Genomic DNA, 16,933 nt, shown 5'->3' on the forward strand with positions numbered 1-16,933 from the left:
GGCTTGGGCATGCTGCGCCTGCCAAGCCTGATAGTGAGCAACTCGCTGGCGTGAGGGTTGCGCCGGAAATGAATCCTCAGTAAAAAAAAACGACTCCAGCGATATGGAGTCGTTTTTTTATGAGGGTGATCTTTTCATAAAGACCGGAGGCAGCAAGCCCGCCTCAGTTCCGTGTCACCGCCTCAGATGGTTTAGAGCAGTTTTTCTGGACAGTCGGGCTGATTGCGCAACAGGTTGGCCTGGGTCACCGAACAACCAGCTGGTACGTCTTCGGTAATCCAGACATTTCCGCCAATGGTCGAGCCTGCTCCCAATGTGACACGGCCCAGAATCGTGGCGCCGGCGTAAATGACGACGTCGTCCTCCACAATCGGGTGACGAGGCTGGCCTTTGAGCAGCAAACCTTTTTCATCCTTGCTAAAGCGCTTGGCACCGAGTGTGACTGCCTGGTAGATACGCACCCGCTTGCCGATAATCGCCGTCTCGCCAATGACAACGCCGGTGCCGTGGTCAATGAAGCACGAATGGTCAATTTGCGCACCTGGATGAATATCAATGCCCGTCTGGCTGTGAGCCAGTTCAGCAATGATGCGCGCCGTCAGGGGCAGGCCCAGATTGGTCAGGGCGTGGGCGATGCGGTGATGGATCATGGCCAGCAGACCGGGATAGCACAAAAGCACTTCATCCACGTTGCGGGCGGCTGGATCTCCCTGGTAGGCTGCCACCACGTCCAGATCCAGGGTGCGGCGCAAGTCGGGCAGTTTATTGGCAAAGGCCTGGATGGCCTGATGAGCCTGGTTTTCAATCGTTTCACGATCGTATTGGTCACCACGCAGCAGCGCTGCGCGTTGCAGCTCGATACGGGCTTGTTGCAGCAGCGTGTTCAGTGCCTGTCCCAGGTGGTGTCCTACAAAGTGGTCTTCGTACTCGCGACGTAGTTCCGGGCTGCCCAGACGCATCGGAAACAAAATTCCTTTGAGCTGCTCGATCACTTGAATCAGAGCTTGTACCGACGGAAACTCCTGTCCCTCAAGCTCGTTCAGGCGTTGATGCGCCTGTCGCCATTCTTCGCGAGCCGCACGCAGATTATCGACAATATGTTGAGTTTCAAAGACTGCCACCAGTGTTCTCCAAAGGGGAAATTTTTCTATAAGGTTTACTATACCTGCGCGTCTGGGCAAGGACACGAAAAACAGGATGATTCATCAGGGTGATTCAGGGCCGCGACAGCCCGCTTGAAAAGTCCGCGCAGGCACACCCCAAGCCGATGGAAGGGGGGTGTGCTCAGGCTGGATGAGCAAGGCCTGAAAAGGGTCTTTCAGCGTCGAGTGCGGTGGATAGGATAAAAAAAAACCCCCTTCGCAAAGGGGGCAGGGGTGTTCGGGTTTGCGATCTTATTCGCGGTTACCACCCAATATGCCCAACAGCATCAGCAGGTTGCTGAAGATGTTGTAGACATCCAGATAGATGGCCAAGGTGGCTGACACATAGTTGGTCTCGCCGCCATTGATGACGCGTTGCAAGTCCACCAGCAAAAAGGCTGAAAAAATGCCAATCGCCATTACGGAGATGGTCAGCATCAATGCAGGCAGTTGCAGAAAAATGTTGGCCAGGGCGGCTACCAGCAAGATAACGGCACCGACAAACAGAAACTTCTGCATGCCGCTGAAGTCACGCTTGGTGGTGCTGGCGACGGTTGCCATGGTGGCAAAGACCGCAGCGGTTCCGCCAAAAGCCAGCATGATTAGTTGAGCGCCATTACCCATGCCCAGCACAAAGCCGAGCAGGCGCGACAACATGATGCCCATAAAGAAGGTAAAGGCCATCAGCAGGGCGACGCCCAGCGAGCTGTTCTTGTTCTTTTCGACCAGGAACATCAGGCCAAAGGCACCGACCAGAAAAACAATGGCACTCAGACCAGGGCTGGCGCCCATGACCCGGTTAATGCCCGAAGACAGGCCCAGCAAGGCTCCCAAGACGGTGGGAATCATGGACAGGGCCAGTAGCCAATAGGTGTTGCGCAGGACGCGATTGCGAGCAATCAGCGACTGGGCGCCCAGGGTGCCGTTATGCTCGGGCAAGCTTGATTGACGAAATTCGCTCATGATGAGTCCTTAGAATGCAGAGAGATCATGAATCAAGAATAACTGACATTTACCTGAATAATCAAGAAGCTTCTTGATTGTTCAAGTGCCCAGCTTATGGGCATGCACTTGGCAACCCTGTGTCTGGTACACACGCCAGCGTTCGCGGGCCTGGGTACGGTCGGTTTCCCGTTCAGAGACAATTTCCAGAACGCGTGAAAACTGCTCGAAACCGGGTGGGCACTGCACATCCAGATTCAACAGCCAGCTTTGCTCATCGCGGGCTATGGGGGCGGTGCTGGTCAGCAGTACAGGGGTCTGGGCGGCCAGGGGGTCTTCGACGCCTACATGTGGCACAAAGGCCGTGGATTCAAAACCCCACAGCAATCGATCGAAGCGAGCCAGTTGACGGGGGTCGGAGAGATAGACCACCACCTGACGACCCGCCTCGTAGTGCTTGCGCACGACCTCGCAGGCCATGCGCAAGCGATCTGGCGCGCCGAAAGCAAAATCGACGCGAGTCATGCTTAGCGACACTGATTAAGCAGGTACTGAACCAGCAAAGGCACGGGACGGCCCGTGGCGCCCTTGTCCTTGCCACCGCGCCAGGCGGTACCGGCGATGTCCAGGTGAGCCCAGCGGTAGGCTTTGGTAAAGCGCGCCAGGAAGCAGGCGGCGGTGACGGAACCGGCAGGTGGCCCACCAATATTGGCCATGTCTGCAAAGTTCGAGCGCAATTGCTCCTGGTAGGCATCATCCAGCGGCATGCGCCAGGCGGTGTCGCCCGTTTGCTTGCCCGCTTGCAGCAGTTCCTCGGCCAGTTCGTCGTCCGGCGAGAACAGACCTGTATTGATGTGGCCCAGGGCCACCACGCAGGCACCGGTCAGGGTAGCCATGTCGATCACGGCGGCCGGTTTGAAGCGCTCGACGTAGGTCAGGGCATCGCACAGGACCAGGCGACCTTCGGCATCCGTATTCAGGATTTCAATGGTCTGGCCCGACATGCTGGTCACTACATCGCCCGGCTTGTTGGCGCGACCGCTGGGCATGTTTTCGCAAGAGGCCACGACAGCGATTACTTCGCGATCAATATTGAGTTCGGCAATGGCACGCATGGTGCCCAGAACGCTGGCAGCACCGCCCATGTCGTACTTCATCTCGTCCATATTGCCGGCTGGCTTGATGGAGATACCGCCCGAGTCAAATGTCAGACCTTTACCCACCAGAACGATAGGGCCGTCCTCGTGCTTGGTCTTGGTGGTGGGAGTGTGACGCAGCACGATGAACGCTGGGGGTTCATCCGAGCCTTTGGCCACCGACAGAAACGAGCCCATTTTCAAGGCTTCAATCTGCTTGCGCTCGAGCACTTCGGCTTTGAGTGTCTTGAATTCCTTGGCCAGTTGCTTGGCTGTCTTGCCCAGATAGGTGGGCGTGCAGATATTGCCGGGTAGATCTGCCAGCAGACGCGTCAGGTTGACACCGTTACCAATGGCCTGGCCTTGCTCCAGACCGGCTTTGGCTTCGCTGGCCTGGGTGCGGGCTGTCCACAGCAGGAACTGGCTCAGTTGGGGAGCGGGTTCGGGCTTGCTGAGTGTGGCCGTATAGCGGTAGCTGGCTCGGCACACCGCCACGGCGGCATCTTGGGCCCGGCTGCGCAAGGTCGTGCCTTTGCAGTCGATGCTGGCCAAGGCCGACACAGCTTCTTTCAGGTCCGCTTTCAGGCAGTAAGAGGCCAGACAAGCCTGTGCCTGTGTATGCGTTTCTGCTTTGTATTCCTCTTGGGCGCCTAAGCCGACTAAAATAACGCGTTCGGCCTTCACACCGGGCAGATTGCGCAGCACCAGATGGGTGTTGGGCTTGCCTTTAAACTCGGCTTTCACGGCAGCGCTCACCGCTCCGTTGCTGGCGCGGTCGATAAGTTCCGCTGCGGGGCTTAGAATGCCCTCGGTAAAGACGCCCACGCCGAGCGCGGCTGTCTTAATTTGGTGCAAAGAAGCGGATGTCTGTGTGCTAAATTCCATTCAACTATCCTCAGTGTGTCGCAAATCGTACCTGCGATTATCTCGCAAATTCTCATATGTCTCTATTTAAACGCTCTGCGGTATCCGAAATCTTAAGTCACAGCGGCGTGGTGCTGTCCACTTTGCTGATTGTGTGGCTTAGTGTACTTCTGGTACGTTTGCTGGGCGAAGCCGCCAATGGTGCCATTGGCCCGGATGTGGTGCTGGGTCTGGCCGCCTTTTCCAGTATTACCGCCTTGCCGATCATTTTGGCCGTTTCCCTGTTTATTGCCGTTCTCACTACCGTGACGCGCAGTTATCGCGAGTCTGAAATGGTGGTCTGGTTCGCCAGCGGTTTGTCCCTGAAAAACTGGATCACGCCTGTGCTTCAGTGCGCCGTACCCGTAGCGATCCTGATCGCTGTGTTGACCTTGCAGGCCTCGCCCTGGGCGTATCGTCAGATCGCCGAGTACCGGCAGCGCTTTGAGCAACGCTCGGACTTGAGCAAGGTGACCGCCGGACAATTTATCGAGTCTGATGACGGCGCGCGCGTGTTTTATGCGGATTCGCCGGAGCAAGAAGGGGACGAACTGGGTAATGTCATCGCTCGCGTGATCGATCCGCAATGGTTGAGCATTGTGACGGCGCAAAGCGCTCGGATGGAGGAGCAGCCCAATGGCGACCGTTTTCTGGTTTTGAGCGAAGGTCACCGTTATGACTTGAAGCCGGGGCAGGCAGAGTTTCGCATGGTGGATTTTGAAAGCTATGGCATGCGTCTGGAAAGTCGGGATGCGGGCAATACCGCCGAAACCATCCGCGCTCGTGCAGAGCAGCAGATCAAGGCCCGCCAGACGGGTATGTTGCTGACGGATGATAACAACGAAGCGCGCTCCCAGATCATGTGGCGCGTGGCCTTGCCCCTGGCTGCCTTGAATCTGGCCTTGCTGGCCATCCCCCTGGGAGCGGTGAATCCGCGTCTGGGCCGCTCCGGCAATATTCTGATGGCGGGACTGGTGGGGCTGCTGTACATGAATCTGATCAACCTGTCGCGAGGCTGGATCCGAAACGGTCAGTTGGGTTTTGAGCTGGGTCTATGGCTGGTCCATGCGATCTTCTTGTTGATTATGGTCTTTATGATGTGGCGTAAGTTACGCATCAAGGCCCCCAAACCGCCTGCAGCGAGCTGATAGAGAGCATACCGGCGTCGTCCTGCCCCTTTTTTGGGGCTTTCCCCATTACGCTGGATAAAGTGGCCGGCTCAGGCGCCGTCCAGCAGGTCTTGCCGCTCCGCCACGGATTGCTTGAGAAAATGCCACAATCGCGTCAGGCTGGGATTCTGGCGTTGCTCTTCGTGGCAGAACATCCAGAAGCGACGGCGTAGTTCGACCTGATCGGGCAAGACACAGCGCAGTCGCGGATCGGTTTTCGCCAGAAAACAGGGCAGCACTGCAATGCCTTGGCCTTGCAAGGTGGCCTGATATTGCGCAATGACGCTGGTGCTGCGAAAACGCACGGCAGCCGATCGGACTATCTCCTCCAGATAGCGCAGACTGTCGCTGAATACCAGATCATCCACGTAGGCGATAAAACGGTGTTGAGACAAATCCTGCACCGTCTCGATGGGCGCGTGCGCGGTCAGATAGTCTTGATGGGCGTAGAGCCGCAAACTGTAGTCTGCCAGACGGGTACACCAATAAGGCCCGCGTTGGGGGCGTTCCAGCGCAATGGCCAGGTCAGCGTCTCGACGCGACAAGCTGATTGGGCGGGGGACAGGTAGCAGTTCCAGCGTCAGTTCAGGATACTGGGCCTGGAACACACTTAAGAGCGGGGTCAGTACGTAGCTGCCAAAGGCCTCGGTACAGCCCAGGCGCAGCTTGCCCGTCAGCGGCCTTGCCTTGCCCGTGATCGCATCGCGCGCGGCCAGTAAACGGCTTTCCACCGGTTCCATTTTCTGCTGGAGGTTTTGTCCCTCGCTGGTCAGGCTATAGCCGCTGACCGTGGACTTATGAAACAGGCGCAAGCCCAGCTCCTGTTCCAGAGCCTGGATGCGACGTGCCACGGTGCTGTGTTGCACCCCAAGGCGCTGTGCCGCCACGCTGATTCGTTGACAGCGGGCCACCTCCAGAAAATACCGCAGATTATCCCAGTCCATGGTGAGTAGCCCGTCCTGAAAAAGACTTGTGCATAAATGCCCAGCTCCTGTGCAATTTTCAACATGGTAAACAGGTTCTGAGGCCTCTACACTCAATGAGAACCCTCATACAAGGGGGATAACAAAATAAGGCTTAGCCGCCTGAGCAATTCATTGGAGACAGGTTATGACGGAAGTGGTTCGTGTTCCTTTGCTGATTGATGGACAACATGTGCAGTCCAAGAGCACCCGCTGGGACGATGTGCTCAATCCTGCCACCCAGGAAGTGGTGGCCCAGGTTCCTTACGCCACGATGGACGAACTGGAAACAATCATCGCCAGTTCGGCCAAAGCCTATGAAAGCTGGCGTCATTCCAGTCAGGGCGCCCGCATGCGCGTCATGCTTAATTTGCAGCGACTAGTGCGTGAAAACAGTGCCAGGCTGGCCGAAGCCATCTCCCGTGAACACGGCAAGACCTTGCCCGATGCGGAAGGTGAAGTAGGCCGGGGGCTGGAAGTGATTGAGTACGCCTGCTCGATTGCCTCAATGCAGTTGGGTGAATATGCGGAAAACGCGGCCGGTGGTATTGATGTGTACACCCTAATCCAGCCCTTGGGCGTGTGTGCTGGTGTCACCGCGTTCAACTTTCCCGTCATGCTGCCTTGTTTCATGTTCCCGCTGGCGGTGGCCTGCGGCAATACCTTTGTGCTCAAACCCTCCGAGCAGGACCCTAGCGCCAGTCTGATGCTGGCCGAACTGGCGCTGGAAGCGGGCTTGCCCCCCGGCGTGCTCAATGTGGTTCATGGCGGAGCCGAGATTGCCAATGCCTTGGTGACGCATCCCGAGGTCAAGGCCGTGTCCTTTATTGGGTCTACTGCGGTTGGCACTGAAATTCACCGTCGTGCGACAGAAGCCGGCAAACGTTCGCAGGCGATGATGGGAGCGAAGAACCATTGCATCGTGATGCCTGACGCAGATCGTGATGTCGCCATTAACCAGCTCCTGGGTGCTGCTTTCGGCGCGGCTGGTCAACGTTGCATGGCAATTTCCGTTGCCGTGATGGTGGGAGAAACCGGTGAGTGGGTTGATGAACTGGTCAAGCGCGCGGCAACCATGAAGGTGAATGTGGGCACAGACCGCCAAGCCGATCTGGGACCGCTGGTGTCGCCTCGTGCCCGTCAGCGAGTTGAGTCCTTGATTGAATCCGGCGTACAGGAGGGGGCCTCGCTTCTGCTTGATGGCCGGGGTGTGAAGGTGCCGGGATACGAGAATGGCAACTTTGTGGGGCCAACCATCTTTAACGATGTCAAGACCGATATGCGTATTTACCAGGAAGAGATTTTCGGTCCTGTCCTGTGTATCGTGCGCGTCAACACCTTGGAAGAGGCGGTGCAGTTCGTCAACCGCAACCCCAATGGGAATGGTGTGTCCATCTTTACTCAGGACGGCGGCCATGCGCGTTACTTTCAAAACCGTATCGATGTGGGGCAAATCGGGATCAATATCCCCATCCCAGTGCCCGTGGCCTGGTTCAGCTTTACCGGTTCGCGCGCGTCCAAGCTGGGCGACTTGGGCCCCAATGGCAGACAGGCCGTTCAGTTCTGGACACAGACTAAAACAGTGACTGCCCGTTGGCAGGCTCATGCCAATACCATGAACACAACCATCAGCATGACGTAATGGTTGAATCTAAATATATAACTTAATGCAATAAGCGAGCTGTTTCTTATTACATATAATAGCCCTGTACCTAGGGCTATTATTATATGAATATTCAACAATTCCGCTTTGTCCGAGAGACCATCCGACGTAACTTCAATCTGACTGAAGCCGCTCGTTCGCTGTATACCTCCCAACCAGGCGTGTCCAAGGCGATCATCGAGTTTGAAGATGAGCTGGGCATCAAGATTTTTGAGCGTCATGGAAAACGCATCAAGGGCCTGACCCGACCGGGAGAGGCCGTCGCCGAGGTAATTGACCGCATCATGCGCGAGATCGATAACCTCAAGCGAGTCAGCGATGACTTCGCCCGCCGGGACGAAGGGACATTGGTGATCGCATGTACCCATGCCCAGGCACGTTATTTGCTGCCCAAGGTCATACCCGAGTTCCGTCGCCGCTTTCCCAAGGTGCATATGTCCCTTGCCGAGGGCAGCCCGCCTGTATTGGCTCAGATGGTCATTCATGAGCAGGCCGATGTGGCCATCGCTACCGAGACTCTGGCGCTGACGCCGGGCCTGGTCGCTTTGCCCGTCTACACCTGGGAACACACGGTTGTGGTCACACCGGATCACCCTCTGGCAGATCTGCCCGCCAACAAGCAACTGTCCATCGAGACGCTGGCTCAATATCCCATCGTCACTTATGACCATGCTTTTTCTGGCCGGGGCTCGATTGATGAGGCGTTTGCCAAGCATGGCATTACGCCCGACATTGTGCTTGAGGCGATCGACGCGGACGTGATCAAGACCTACGTGGACGTCGGTTTGGGCATTGGCATTATTGCCGGTATTGCGTTTGATCCACGGCGCGACAAAGGGCTGGTGGGTTTGCCTGCCGGGCACTTGTTTGGCGCTCACCATACCAAGGTGGCGGTAAAGGCGGGGGCATTTTTGCGCGATTATATTTTTGAGTTGCTGGAGATGCTGGCCCCGGAATTGACTCGCGATGTGGTGTTGAGTGCGTTGGATGAGAAGCAGGCCAGCGGCCAGTAGGTCATGCGCTGGCTGCATGGGTTCAGATCAGGGCCACCGTCAATGCACGGTGGCCTTTTGTCTCGGCCGTTAGGGCGGTGTTGGCCTCCGCCAGTATGTATGGCTAAAGGCTATAAGTAAAAATTGAAACAAGCTATCGACTCGATTGACTATGATAATAAGAATGATTATCATTATCCAACTTTCTTAGCCAATGGAGTTTTCTGTGTCTCAATACGTCAGCGCAGTCGTGGTTGGAGCGGACCGTCTGGGCAATATTCCCGATCTGCTCAAGATCCACAATATTTCCATCAAACACCATATTAGCGGGCGTGATCCGGCTCATCAGAAAAAGACCTTGCAGTTGCCCTCGGGAACCGATCTATTGATTCTTCTGACTGATTTTCTGGGGCATAACGTCATGAAAACGTTCCGCGCAGCGGCCTTGAAATCAGGTATCCGGGTCGTCGCCTGCCGACGCTCGGTATGCAGTATGAAGCAGGCGCTGACTCAGTGCGGCTATTGTGAGGCTTGTCCGCTGGGCAAGTCCCAAAGGCACTAGAGTGGCCGCATGACTGACTGGGGCAAAGAAGGAATCGGTAAAGACAAAAAAGCCACTGTTTGATAACAGTGGCTTTTTTTGTACTGGGGGCCGATTGGCAGGGCCGTTTTATCGAACGCTGCGCAGCCGCGTCTCGGATTGCTGTGTATCGGCAGCAGCCAGGCGGCGTGCACCGTTGTAGCGTTTTTTCCAGTAACTCACCTGCATGTTTTCAACCCGCACGACCGCTCCGGTGCGTGGAGCATGAACAAACTTGTCGTCACCCAGGTAAATTCCAACATGAGAGAAGCGAGCGCCTCGAGTATTGAAAAAGACCAGGTCGCCTTTACGCAGCTCGTTGCGATTGACTGAAATCCCTTCCTTGGCAATGTCTTTAGACTGACGGGGCAGTTTCAGGCCCAGGGACTTTTCGGCTACATAGGAGACCAGTCCGCTGCAATCAAAGCCGGTGTTGGGAGCATCGCCGCCAAAGCTGTACTTCACACCCAGAAAATCGAGTGCGGCGTTGGCGAGACCATGCGTGGAAGAGGAATTCTGCTGGTTGCGGCTTTCGGCGCGCCCTTGGCGGCGATCGCTGCTGTAAGCAATATTGATGTCGTTACGGGCTCGATTGGCCAGATAAGTGCCCAGCGGATCGGACTCGGTCTGGAATTCGTAATCGGCGTAATAACCGTGATCCAGTTCTGCACGATCACTGTTTTGACTGGACTGCTGGGTACCCGTGGTGGCGCATCCTGTCAGAGCCAGGGCACCGGCGAGCAAAAGATATTTGGCGCTGCGATAAGTAATATGCAAAAGTGCGTGTGGATTCAGGTAATGTGGCGGCATGACCAGGGCTTTTTTAAGGACTTGGTGGGCAGCAGCACAACCTTGATGCCTATTTTTGCTGAAATTAGCAGCAATTGATGGGTATCAGGGCTGTAAGTATGGCTAAAAGCACATACCTTGCCGAGGGTGCTGTACGTTAGGTTGTCAGGCAGTGTACCGGAGGAAAATTACACCGTAAAGCGTTGTAGGAGGGTATTTTGCGATTGAATCATACTGTTGCAAACTGCGTCTTAGTGGGATTTTCCGGTGCTGTGCATGAGTCCAGTGCTCTTTTTTGAAGTTGGCTGCAAGTTGCGGGAAGTAGGGCGACGTTTTTGTATTTATAGGATTGAATGATGCGAGTTATGGGACAGACCCTAGGGAAAGCCCTGAATGATGGTGTGCGATTGCGCGAGTTGTGGGCGTGGGCCATGTACGACTTTGCAAACTCTGGCTACACCACCGTCATCCTGACCAGTGTCTATAGCGCCTACTTTGTGGGTGTCGTGGCCCAAGGACGCAGCTGGGCCACGCTGGCCTGGACAGCGGCCTTGTCCATCTCGTATCTGAGCATCATGTTCACCATGCCTGGCCTGGGAGCCAAAGCCGATGCACGTCAGGGCAAGCGACGGCTTTTGTTCAGCAGCACGATAGGGTGTGTTCTGGCTACGCTGATGTTGTATTGGGCAGGGCCCGGTGACATCGTCTGGGCTCTGGTTTTCATTGCACTGTCCAACTATTGCTATTGTATTGGTGAGTCAGTCATTGGGGCCTTTCTGCCCGAAATCGCCAGGCCTGAAGCCTTGGGTCGCGTTTCGGGCTGGGGCTGGGGATTCGGCTACTTTGGCGGCATGTTGGCCCTGGGGCTTTCTTTGGTTTTTCTGACGTGGGCCACCTCTCAGGGTTGGACCGCTCAGGAGTATGTGCCGGGGATCGCCTTGATTACGGCCGGCTTGTTTGCCCTGTCCGCCTTGCCATCTTTTCTGTTTCTGCATGAACGTACAGCGCCCAGCGGAGCCAGACCGCAGGGCATGCTGTCCCGTCTGGCGGAATCGGCTCGGGACATACATCATCATTTTCCCGATTTTCGCACCTTGTTGCTTTGTGGGGCTGCGTATCAGGCCGGCATCGCCGTCATCATCACGCTCTCGGCTGTTTACGCTACGGAAGCCATGGGTTTTACCATGGCTCAAACCATGACCCTGATTTTCACGGTCAATATTGCGGCGGCAGTGGGCGCCTTGCTGTTTGGACATATTCAGGACCGGGTAGGTCATCGACGCGCCCTGGCGCTGACGCTGTGCGCCTGGCTGATTATGGTGGCCATTGCCGTTAGCACGAGTTCCCTGGCCGGTTTCTGGGCGGCCGCGGCCGTGGCGGGGCTGTGCATTGGCAGCAGTCAGAGTGCGGGCAGGGCAATGGTGGGTTTGTTGGCGCCCAAGAGCCGTCTGGCCGAATTTTTTGCCTTGTGGACCTTTGCCATCCAGCTGGCAGCGGTATGCGGGCCGCTGTCCTACGGTCTGGTGACCTGGCTGAGCGGCGGCAACCATCGACTTGCGCTGGCCTGCACCGGTCTGTTCTTTTTAAGCGGACTGTTTATCTTGTCGCGTTTGAATTTTCAACGAGGCATTTTGGCCAAGAATCAGGCCGATCTGGCTTGTCAGGATTGAGTAAGTAAGGCGCGTTACGTTTATATAAAATTAAGCTGGGCTAGCCATGCGCGGCCCAAGAAAAACACCAAATCTGGAAAATAAAGGAGCCAAACTATGAGCGGTCCCACGTCTATTGAATCCGTCCTGTCGGAAAGCCGGGTGTTTCCTGTGTTCCCGAATCTGGAACGCGATGCTCGCATCGCTGGCATGGCGGCCTACGAGGAGCTTTGCCAGAAGGCCGAGCAGGATTATCCCGGCTACTGGGCGGATCTGGCCCGTGATCGCCTGGTCTGGACCAAACCTTTCACACAGGTTCTGGACGATAGCAAGCCTCCGTTCTATAAGTGGTTCCACGATGGTGAACTGAATGTCTCGGCCAACTGTCTGGACAAGCATCTGGGTACCCCTACCGAGCACAAGACTGCGCTTATCTTTGAAGCCGATGGCGGCGAAGTTACCAAGGTCACGTTTCGCGAGCTTTATGAGCAGGTTTGTCAGTTTGCCAATGGTTTGAAGGCTCTGGGTTACAAAACGGGCGAACGCGCCCTGATTTATATGCCCATGTCGGTACAAGCCATTGTGGCCATGCAGGCATGTGCTCGTTTGGGGATTACGCACTCGGTGGTGTTCGGCGGATTTTCCGCCAAAAGTCTGCACGAGCGTGCCGTGGACGTGGGCGCTACGCTGGTTATCACGGCGGACGAGCAGCGCCGTGGCGGTCGTGCCATTCCCTTGAAAAACGCGGTAGATGAAGCCCTCAGTGCAGGTGATTGCCAGGCGGTGCGTCATGTGATCGTCTACAAGCGCACAGGTGGCCCGGTTGCCTGGCATGAAGGTCGTGACCTGTGGTGGGAAGAGGTCGTCAAGGGCCAAAGCGCGGACTGCCCGGCGGTTTCCGTCAATGCCGAGCACCCTTTGTTCGTTCTCTATACCTCTGGCTCTACCGGTAAACCCAAGGGGGTGCAGCATTCTTCCGCAGGTTATTTGTTGGGGGCCATCCTCAGTGTGCAGTGGACATTCGACGCCAAGGACAGTGATGTGTTCTGGTGTACGGCCGATATTGGCTGGGTGACCGGTCACACCTTTATTACCTATGGCCCCTTGGCCGCCGGGCTTACTCAGGTTGTGTTTGAAGGCGTGCCAACTTATCCGGATGCAGGCCGCTTCTGGAATATGATTGAGCGCCACGGTGTGACCGTGTTCTACACGGCGCCGACAGCCATTCGTTCCTTGACCAAGGCCGCGGAAGCAGACGAGGCCATTCATCCCAAACAATACAATCTGGATACCTTGCGCATCATTGGTTCGGTAGGGGAGCCCATCAATCCCGAAGCCTGGATGTGGTATTTCAAGAATGTGGGTCGTGAACGTTGTCCGATTGTGGATACCTGGTGGCAGACAGAAACCGGTGGCCATGTAATCACGCCGCTCCCTGGTGCTACACCGTTGAAACCCGGCTCGTGCGGCCTGCCGTTTCCCGGCATGGACGTGGCGATTGTGGACGAGGTGGGCGAAGAAGCCGAGCGTGGCAATGGCGGTTTTCTGGTCATTCGCAAACCGTGGCCCAACATGATTCGCACGATCTGGGGTGATCCGGACCGTTTCGTGAAAAGTTACTTCCCCCCTGAGTTGAAAGGCTATTACCTGGCCGGTGATGGTGCGCAGCGTGACACCGATGGCTACTTCTGGGTCATGGGTCGAATCGACGACGTGCTGAACGTCTCCGGGCACCGTTTGGGCACGATGGAAGTGGAGTCGGCGTTGGTTGCCCACCCTCTTGTGGCAGAAGCAGCGGTTGTTGGCAAGCCTGACCCGACAACGGGTGAAGCGATTGTGGCGTTTGTGGTGCTCAATGGCGATCTGCCAGCGGGGGCGGAGGCAGACAAGATTGCTGCCGAGTTGCGCAATTGGGTAGGCAAGGAAATCGGTCCTATTGCCAAGCCGCGGGAAATCCGTTTTGGTGAAAACCTGCCCAAGACACGCTCGGGCAAGATCATGCGTCGTTTGCTGCGTTTCGTCGCTAATAACGAGCCGATTACCCAGGATGTGTCCACCCTGGAAAATCCTGCCATCTTGGATCAGTTGTCCGAAGCGCATTAATTTTTCCCCGTTCCTGTTTGACCCTGGTTTTCTCGCAGAACCAGGGTTTTTTTATTCCTCTGGACAATGTGGCGCTTGAAAGACTGAATGGTCCGGAATTGGCCTAGCATTAAGCTGGGGCCAAAAATATTGGTCCAAGAATGCAAAAAAGGGGTAAGGCTTGAGCGGGGAACAGCAGACAGACAGAGGCGCTTTGGCGCTGATGGGTTTGGTGGTACTGACCTGGGGCATGAGCTGGGTTGTGATGAAGGCGATGACCGCCTACATTGGGCCAGTGGATCTGATTGCGGCACGCTATGCCGTGGCATTTGTCTTTTTATGGCTGGTACTGCGCCTTAAAGGGGGGCATTTACGGCCTACGCCATGGAAACTGAGTCTGGGCGTGGCTGTTTTTCAGACTACCGGCTTTCAGTTGCTAAGCCAGTTTTCCTTGCAGGCGGGTGGGGCGGGCAAGATGGTGGCTCTGGCCTACACCATGCCAATCTGGATTCTGTTGTTGTCCTGGCCCATGCTGGGACAGCGTCCCCAGATGCGTCATGTAATGGGTATGGTGCCCGCGACCCTGGGCTTGATGCTCCTGATCGCACCTTGGGAAGGAATGGGCGGCCTACTCGGTTCTGTTCTTGCAACCTTGAGTGGCGTGAGCTGGGCCTTGGGGGCGGTTTTTTCCAAGCAGCTCTTTGAGCGCCATCGAGTCGAACTGCTCAATGCCACCGTCTGGCAGTGCCTGCTGGGGATTGTGATTGTTCTGCCCTTGAGCTTCCTGATTCCCCAGCGTTCCGTAGTGATGGAGTGGCAGATGTTCAGCGGCGTACTGTATCTGGGCGTGATCGCAACCGGGGTAGGGTGGCTGCTGTGGATGGCGGTAGTCAGTCGCGTCAGCGCGACTGTGGCCGGAATGTCCAGTCTGGGGGTGCCTGCACTGACTGTTTTGCTGGCCTGGCTGTTGCTGGACGAATTGCCCACACTGTTGGAGTTGATGGGGACAGGTCTGATTCTATTGGGGCTGTTTGTGGTGAACTGGCCCAGCCGCTCGCGCAGGTCCAAAAGAACATAAAAAACCACCCGTTGGGGTGGCTTTTTTCAGCATCAACACGGCTGGCCTTGGAGTTCCCGCCAAGGCCAGGATTGTTTTTACATGCCGTTGTAGACCGGACCTTCGCCCCCTTGCGGTGGCACCCACACAATATTCTGGGTCGGATCTTTGATGTCACAGGTTTTGCAATGGACACAGTTCTGTGCGTTGATTTGCAACTTGTCGTCGCCGGTTTCAGTCTTGATGAATTCGTAAACGCCCGCTGGACAAAAGCGTGCTTCGGGACCGCCATAGCGCGCCAGATTGATCGCAACGGGGACGCTGGGGTCTTTCAGCGTCAGGTGGATCGGTTCATCTTCCTCGTGGTTAGTGTTGGAGATAAACACGGAGCTGAGGCGATCGAAGGTAATCTTGCCATCGGGCTTGGGGTAGTCAATGCGGGCGCATTCGGCCGCAGGCTGCAAACAGGCGTGGTCAGGCTTGTTGTTGCGCAGCGTCCAGGGCATTTTTCCCTTGAGCAGGCCCTGTTCCACAAAGGTCATCACGGAGGCGATTGACCGACCCTTCTTGAACCATTGCTTGAAATTGCGAGCCTTGTTCAGCTCTTCATGCAACCAGGACTGCTTGAACTTCTCGGCGTATTGCGACAGTTCGTCTTGCTTGCGGCCAGCCTGCAAGGCGTCGAAAGCGGCCTCAGCGGCCAGGGAGCCGGACTTGATCGCGGCATGACTACCCTTGATGCGCGAAGCATTGAGAAAGCCTGCATCGCAACCGACCAGTACACCACCGGGGAAACTGAGCTTGGGAAGCGCCAGCAAGCCGCCAGCGGTCAGAGAACGAGCACCATACGCGATCCGCTTGCCGCCTTCAAAGGTGGCGCGCAGCGCAGGGTGCGTCTTGTAGCGCTGAAATTCCTCAAAGGGCGACAGCCAGGGGTTGGCGTAGTCCAGGCCCACGACCATGCCGACCATCACCAGATTGTTATCCAGGTGATAGAGGAAGGAGCCGCCGTAGGTGTCCGAATCCAGAGGCCAGCCAGCCGTATGAATAACCAGACCAGGCTGGGACTGGGATGGGTCCACTTCCCACAACTCTTTAATGCCGATGCCGTAGCTCTGAGCATTGCGGGATTCGTTCAGTTTGAATCGTTCCGTCAGTTCACGGCCCAGATGACCGCGTGAGCCTTCTGCAAAAATGGTGTAGGAGGCCAGTAGTTCCATGCCGGGTTGATAGTGGGGAGTATGTGTCCCATCGCGGGCCACCCCCATATCACCTGTCAGCACTCCCCGTACCGCGCCTTTGTCGTCGTACAGGATATGGGCGGCAGCGAATCCGGGGAAAATATCCACACCCAGGGCCTCAGCCTGTTCTCCCATCCATTGGACGACATTGCCCAGGCGAACGATGTAGTTACCGTGATTTTTAAAGCAGTCAGGCAGCAACCACATGGGAGTGGAACGAGCGCCTTTCTCGGTCAGGAAAAGAAACTTGTCCTCGGTGACTTCTACCGAAATGGGGGCGCCTTGCGCTTTCCAGTTGGGCAGCAGCTCGTCCAGGGCACGCGTATCCATGACGGCGCCTGACAAAATATGGGCTCCCACTTCCGCGCCTTTTTCCAGCACACAGACGCTGATCTCTTGTTCTTTTTCTTGGGCGAGCTGTTTCAGACGTATCGCGGTGGCCAGGCCTGCAGGGCCAGCACCGACGATAATGACGTCGTATTCCATCGATTCACGTTCAGACATTGCTGCTGATCTCCTATTACGGCTTAGCGCTTTGTTCTTGATTGTTGGCGGGTGAAGGTCGTGTACTGTGCGTACGGTCGATTGTATTGTAGTCTGAGCAATTCCGTTTTGAGTTCAGCGGC

General features: G+C 56.2%; 14 protein-coding genes. 7 read left to right on the forward strand and 7 right to left on the reverse strand.

Annotated elements, in window-relative coordinates:
- Positions 1 to 191: 191 nt before the first annotated feature.
- The 4 genes from epsC to V6936_RS01360 all read right to left on the reverse strand — a co-directional run bounded on the left by epsC (position 192) and on the right by V6936_RS01360 (position 4,105).
- Entirely contained in the window at positions 192 to 1,121 is a 930-nt protein-coding gene (gene epsC, locus V6936_RS01345; RefSeq protein ID WP_003800935.1) for a serine O-acetyltransferase EpsC, read from the reverse strand.
- 273 nt (positions 1,122 to 1,394) lie between these two features.
- Positions 1,395 to 2,105, reverse strand: coding sequence for a Bax inhibitor-1/YccA family protein (locus V6936_RS01350; RefSeq protein ID WP_003800932.1), 711 nt, complete (start codon positions 2,103 to 2,105; stop codon positions 1,395 to 1,397).
- 81 nt (positions 2,106 to 2,186) lie between these two features.
- Positions 2,187 to 2,609, reverse strand: a complete 423-nt coding sequence (locus tag V6936_RS01355) for a DNA polymerase III subunit chi (protein WP_003800931.1) — start codon at positions 2,607 to 2,609, stop codon at positions 2,187 to 2,189.
- A 2-nt stretch (positions 2,610 to 2,611) separates the two neighbouring features.
- Positions 2,612 to 4,105 carry a leucyl aminopeptidase gene (locus V6936_RS01360; protein WP_003800929.1) on the reverse strand — a complete coding sequence of 498 codons (1,494 nt, stop codon included), beginning with the start codon at positions 4,103 to 4,105 and terminating at the stop codon, positions 2,612 to 2,614.
- Positions 4,106 to 4,161: 56 nt separating this feature from the next.
- Between V6936_RS01360 and lptF the strand changes: the two genes are divergently transcribed.
- On the forward strand, positions 4,162 to 5,271 hold the full coding sequence (gene lptF, locus V6936_RS01365) for an LPS export ABC transporter permease LptF (RefSeq protein ID WP_003800927.1): 1,110 nt from the start codon (positions 4,162 to 4,164) through the stop codon (positions 5,269 to 5,271).
- Positions 5,272 to 5,342: 71 nt separating this feature from the next.
- Here the strand turns inward: lptF and V6936_RS01370 are convergent, their stop codons facing one another.
- Positions 5,343 to 6,236 (reverse strand): LysR family transcriptional regulator, encoded by an 894-nt coding sequence (locus V6936_RS01370; RefSeq protein ID WP_003800925.1) that lies wholly within the window; start codon positions 6,234 to 6,236, stop codon positions 5,343 to 5,345.
- Positions 6,237 to 6,402: 166 nt separating this feature from the next.
- Between V6936_RS01370 and V6936_RS01375 the strand changes: the two genes are divergently transcribed.
- The 3 genes from V6936_RS01375 to V6936_RS01385 all read left to right on the forward strand — a co-directional run bounded on the left by V6936_RS01375 (position 6,403) and on the right by V6936_RS01385 (position 9,471).
- The gene (locus tag V6936_RS01375; protein ID WP_336579269.1) at positions 6,403 to 7,896 is read left to right on the forward strand and encodes a CoA-acylating methylmalonate-semialdehyde dehydrogenase; all 1,494 of its coding nucleotides are present in this window, start codon (positions 6,403 to 6,405) and stop codon (positions 7,894 to 7,896) included.
- An 86-nt stretch (positions 7,897 to 7,982) separates the two neighbouring features.
- Entirely contained in the window at positions 7,983 to 8,930 is a 948-nt protein-coding gene (locus V6936_RS01380; RefSeq protein WP_003800920.1) for a CysB family HTH-type transcriptional regulator, read from the forward strand.
- A gap of 193 nt (positions 8,931 to 9,123) precedes the next feature.
- Complete coding sequence (locus tag V6936_RS01385) at positions 9,124 to 9,471, forward strand: DUF2325 domain-containing protein (RefSeq protein WP_442892557.1); 348 nt, start codon at positions 9,124 to 9,126, stop codon at positions 9,469 to 9,471.
- 108 nt (positions 9,472 to 9,579) lie between these two features.
- Here V6936_RS01385 and V6936_RS01390 read toward each other — a convergent pair whose 3' ends face one another.
- Positions 9,580 to 10,299 (reverse strand): C40 family peptidase, encoded by a 720-nt coding sequence (locus tag V6936_RS01390; RefSeq protein WP_193353487.1) that lies wholly within the window; start codon positions 10,297 to 10,299, stop codon positions 9,580 to 9,582.
- Between the two features lie 344 nt (positions 10,300 to 10,643).
- On the opposite strand from V6936_RS01390, the gene V6936_RS01395 reads away from it, so the two are divergent.
- The 3 genes from V6936_RS01395 (at position 10,644) to V6936_RS01405 (ending at position 15,087) form a co-directional block, all read left to right on the forward strand.
- Positions 10,644 to 11,948 (forward strand): MFS transporter, encoded by a 1,305-nt coding sequence (locus tag V6936_RS01395; protein ID WP_301605892.1) that lies wholly within the window; start codon positions 10,644 to 10,646, stop codon positions 11,946 to 11,948.
- A gap of 96 nt (positions 11,949 to 12,044) precedes the next feature.
- Positions 12,045 to 14,030, forward strand: a complete 1,986-nt coding sequence (gene acs / locus V6936_RS01400) for an acetate--CoA ligase (RefSeq protein ID WP_003800913.1) — start codon at positions 12,045 to 12,047, stop codon at positions 14,028 to 14,030.
- Positions 14,031 to 14,190: 160 nt separating this feature from the next.
- Positions 14,191 to 15,087 carry a DMT family transporter gene (locus tag V6936_RS01405; RefSeq protein ID WP_336579271.1) on the forward strand — a complete coding sequence of 299 codons (897 nt, stop codon included), beginning with the start codon at positions 14,191 to 14,193 and terminating at the stop codon, positions 15,085 to 15,087.
- A 77-nt stretch (positions 15,088 to 15,164) separates the two neighbouring features.
- Here V6936_RS01405 and V6936_RS01410 read toward each other — a convergent pair whose 3' ends face one another.
- The gene (locus tag V6936_RS01410; protein ID WP_336579272.1) at positions 15,165 to 16,811 is read right to left on the reverse strand and encodes an electron transfer flavoprotein-ubiquinone oxidoreductase; all 1,647 of its coding nucleotides are present in this window, start codon (positions 16,809 to 16,811) and stop codon (positions 15,165 to 15,167) included.
- Positions 16,812 to 16,933 lie beyond the last annotated feature (122 nt).

The sequence above is a fragment of the Alcaligenes sp. CHO6 genome, from assembly GCF_037120595.1.
GTDB lineage: Bacteria > Pseudomonadota > Gammaproteobacteria > Burkholderiales > Burkholderiaceae_B > Alcaligenes > Alcaligenes ammonioxydans.

Coding starts and splice junctions, on each gene's coding strand:
- V6936_RS01410 (WP_336579272.1), bottom strand. CDS start 16,811: ATGTCTGAACGTGAATCGATGGAATACGACGTCATTATCGTCGGTGCT.
- V6936_RS01390 (WP_193353487.1), bottom strand. CDS start 10,299: ATGCCGCCACATTACCTGAATCCACACGCACTTTTGCATATTACTTAT.
- V6936_RS01370 (WP_003800925.1), bottom strand. CDS start 6,236: ATGGACTGGGATAATCTGCGGTATTTTCTGGAGGTGGCCCGCTGTCAA.
- V6936_RS01395 (WP_301605892.1), top strand. CDS start 10,644: ATGGGACAGACCCTAGGGAAAGCCCTGAATGATGGTGTGCGATTGCGC.
- lptF (WP_003800927.1), top strand. CDS start 4,162: ATGTCTCTATTTAAACGCTCTGCGGTATCCGAAATCTTAAGTCACAGC.
- V6936_RS01375 (WP_336579269.1), top strand. CDS start 6,403: ATGACGGAAGTGGTTCGTGTTCCTTTGCTGATTGATGGACAACATGTG.
- V6936_RS01355 (WP_003800931.1), bottom strand. CDS start 2,609: ATGACTCGCGTCGATTTTGCTTTCGGCGCGCCAGATCGCTTGCGCATG.
- acs (WP_003800913.1), top strand. CDS start 12,045: ATGAGCGGTCCCACGTCTATTGAATCCGTCCTGTCGGAAAGCCGGGTG.
- V6936_RS01380 (WP_003800920.1), top strand. CDS start 7,983: ATGAATATTCAACAATTCCGCTTTGTCCGAGAGACCATCCGACGTAAC.
- V6936_RS01385 (WP_442892557.1), top strand. CDS start 9,124: ATGGAGTTTTCTGTGTCTCAATACGTCAGCGCAGTCGTGGTTGGAGCG.
- V6936_RS01360 (WP_003800929.1), bottom strand. CDS start 4,105: ATGGAATTTAGCACACAGACATCCGCTTCTTTGCACCAAATTAAGACA.
- V6936_RS01350 (WP_003800932.1), bottom strand. CDS start 2,105: ATGAGCGAATTTCGTCAATCAAGCTTGCCCGAGCATAACGGCACCCTG.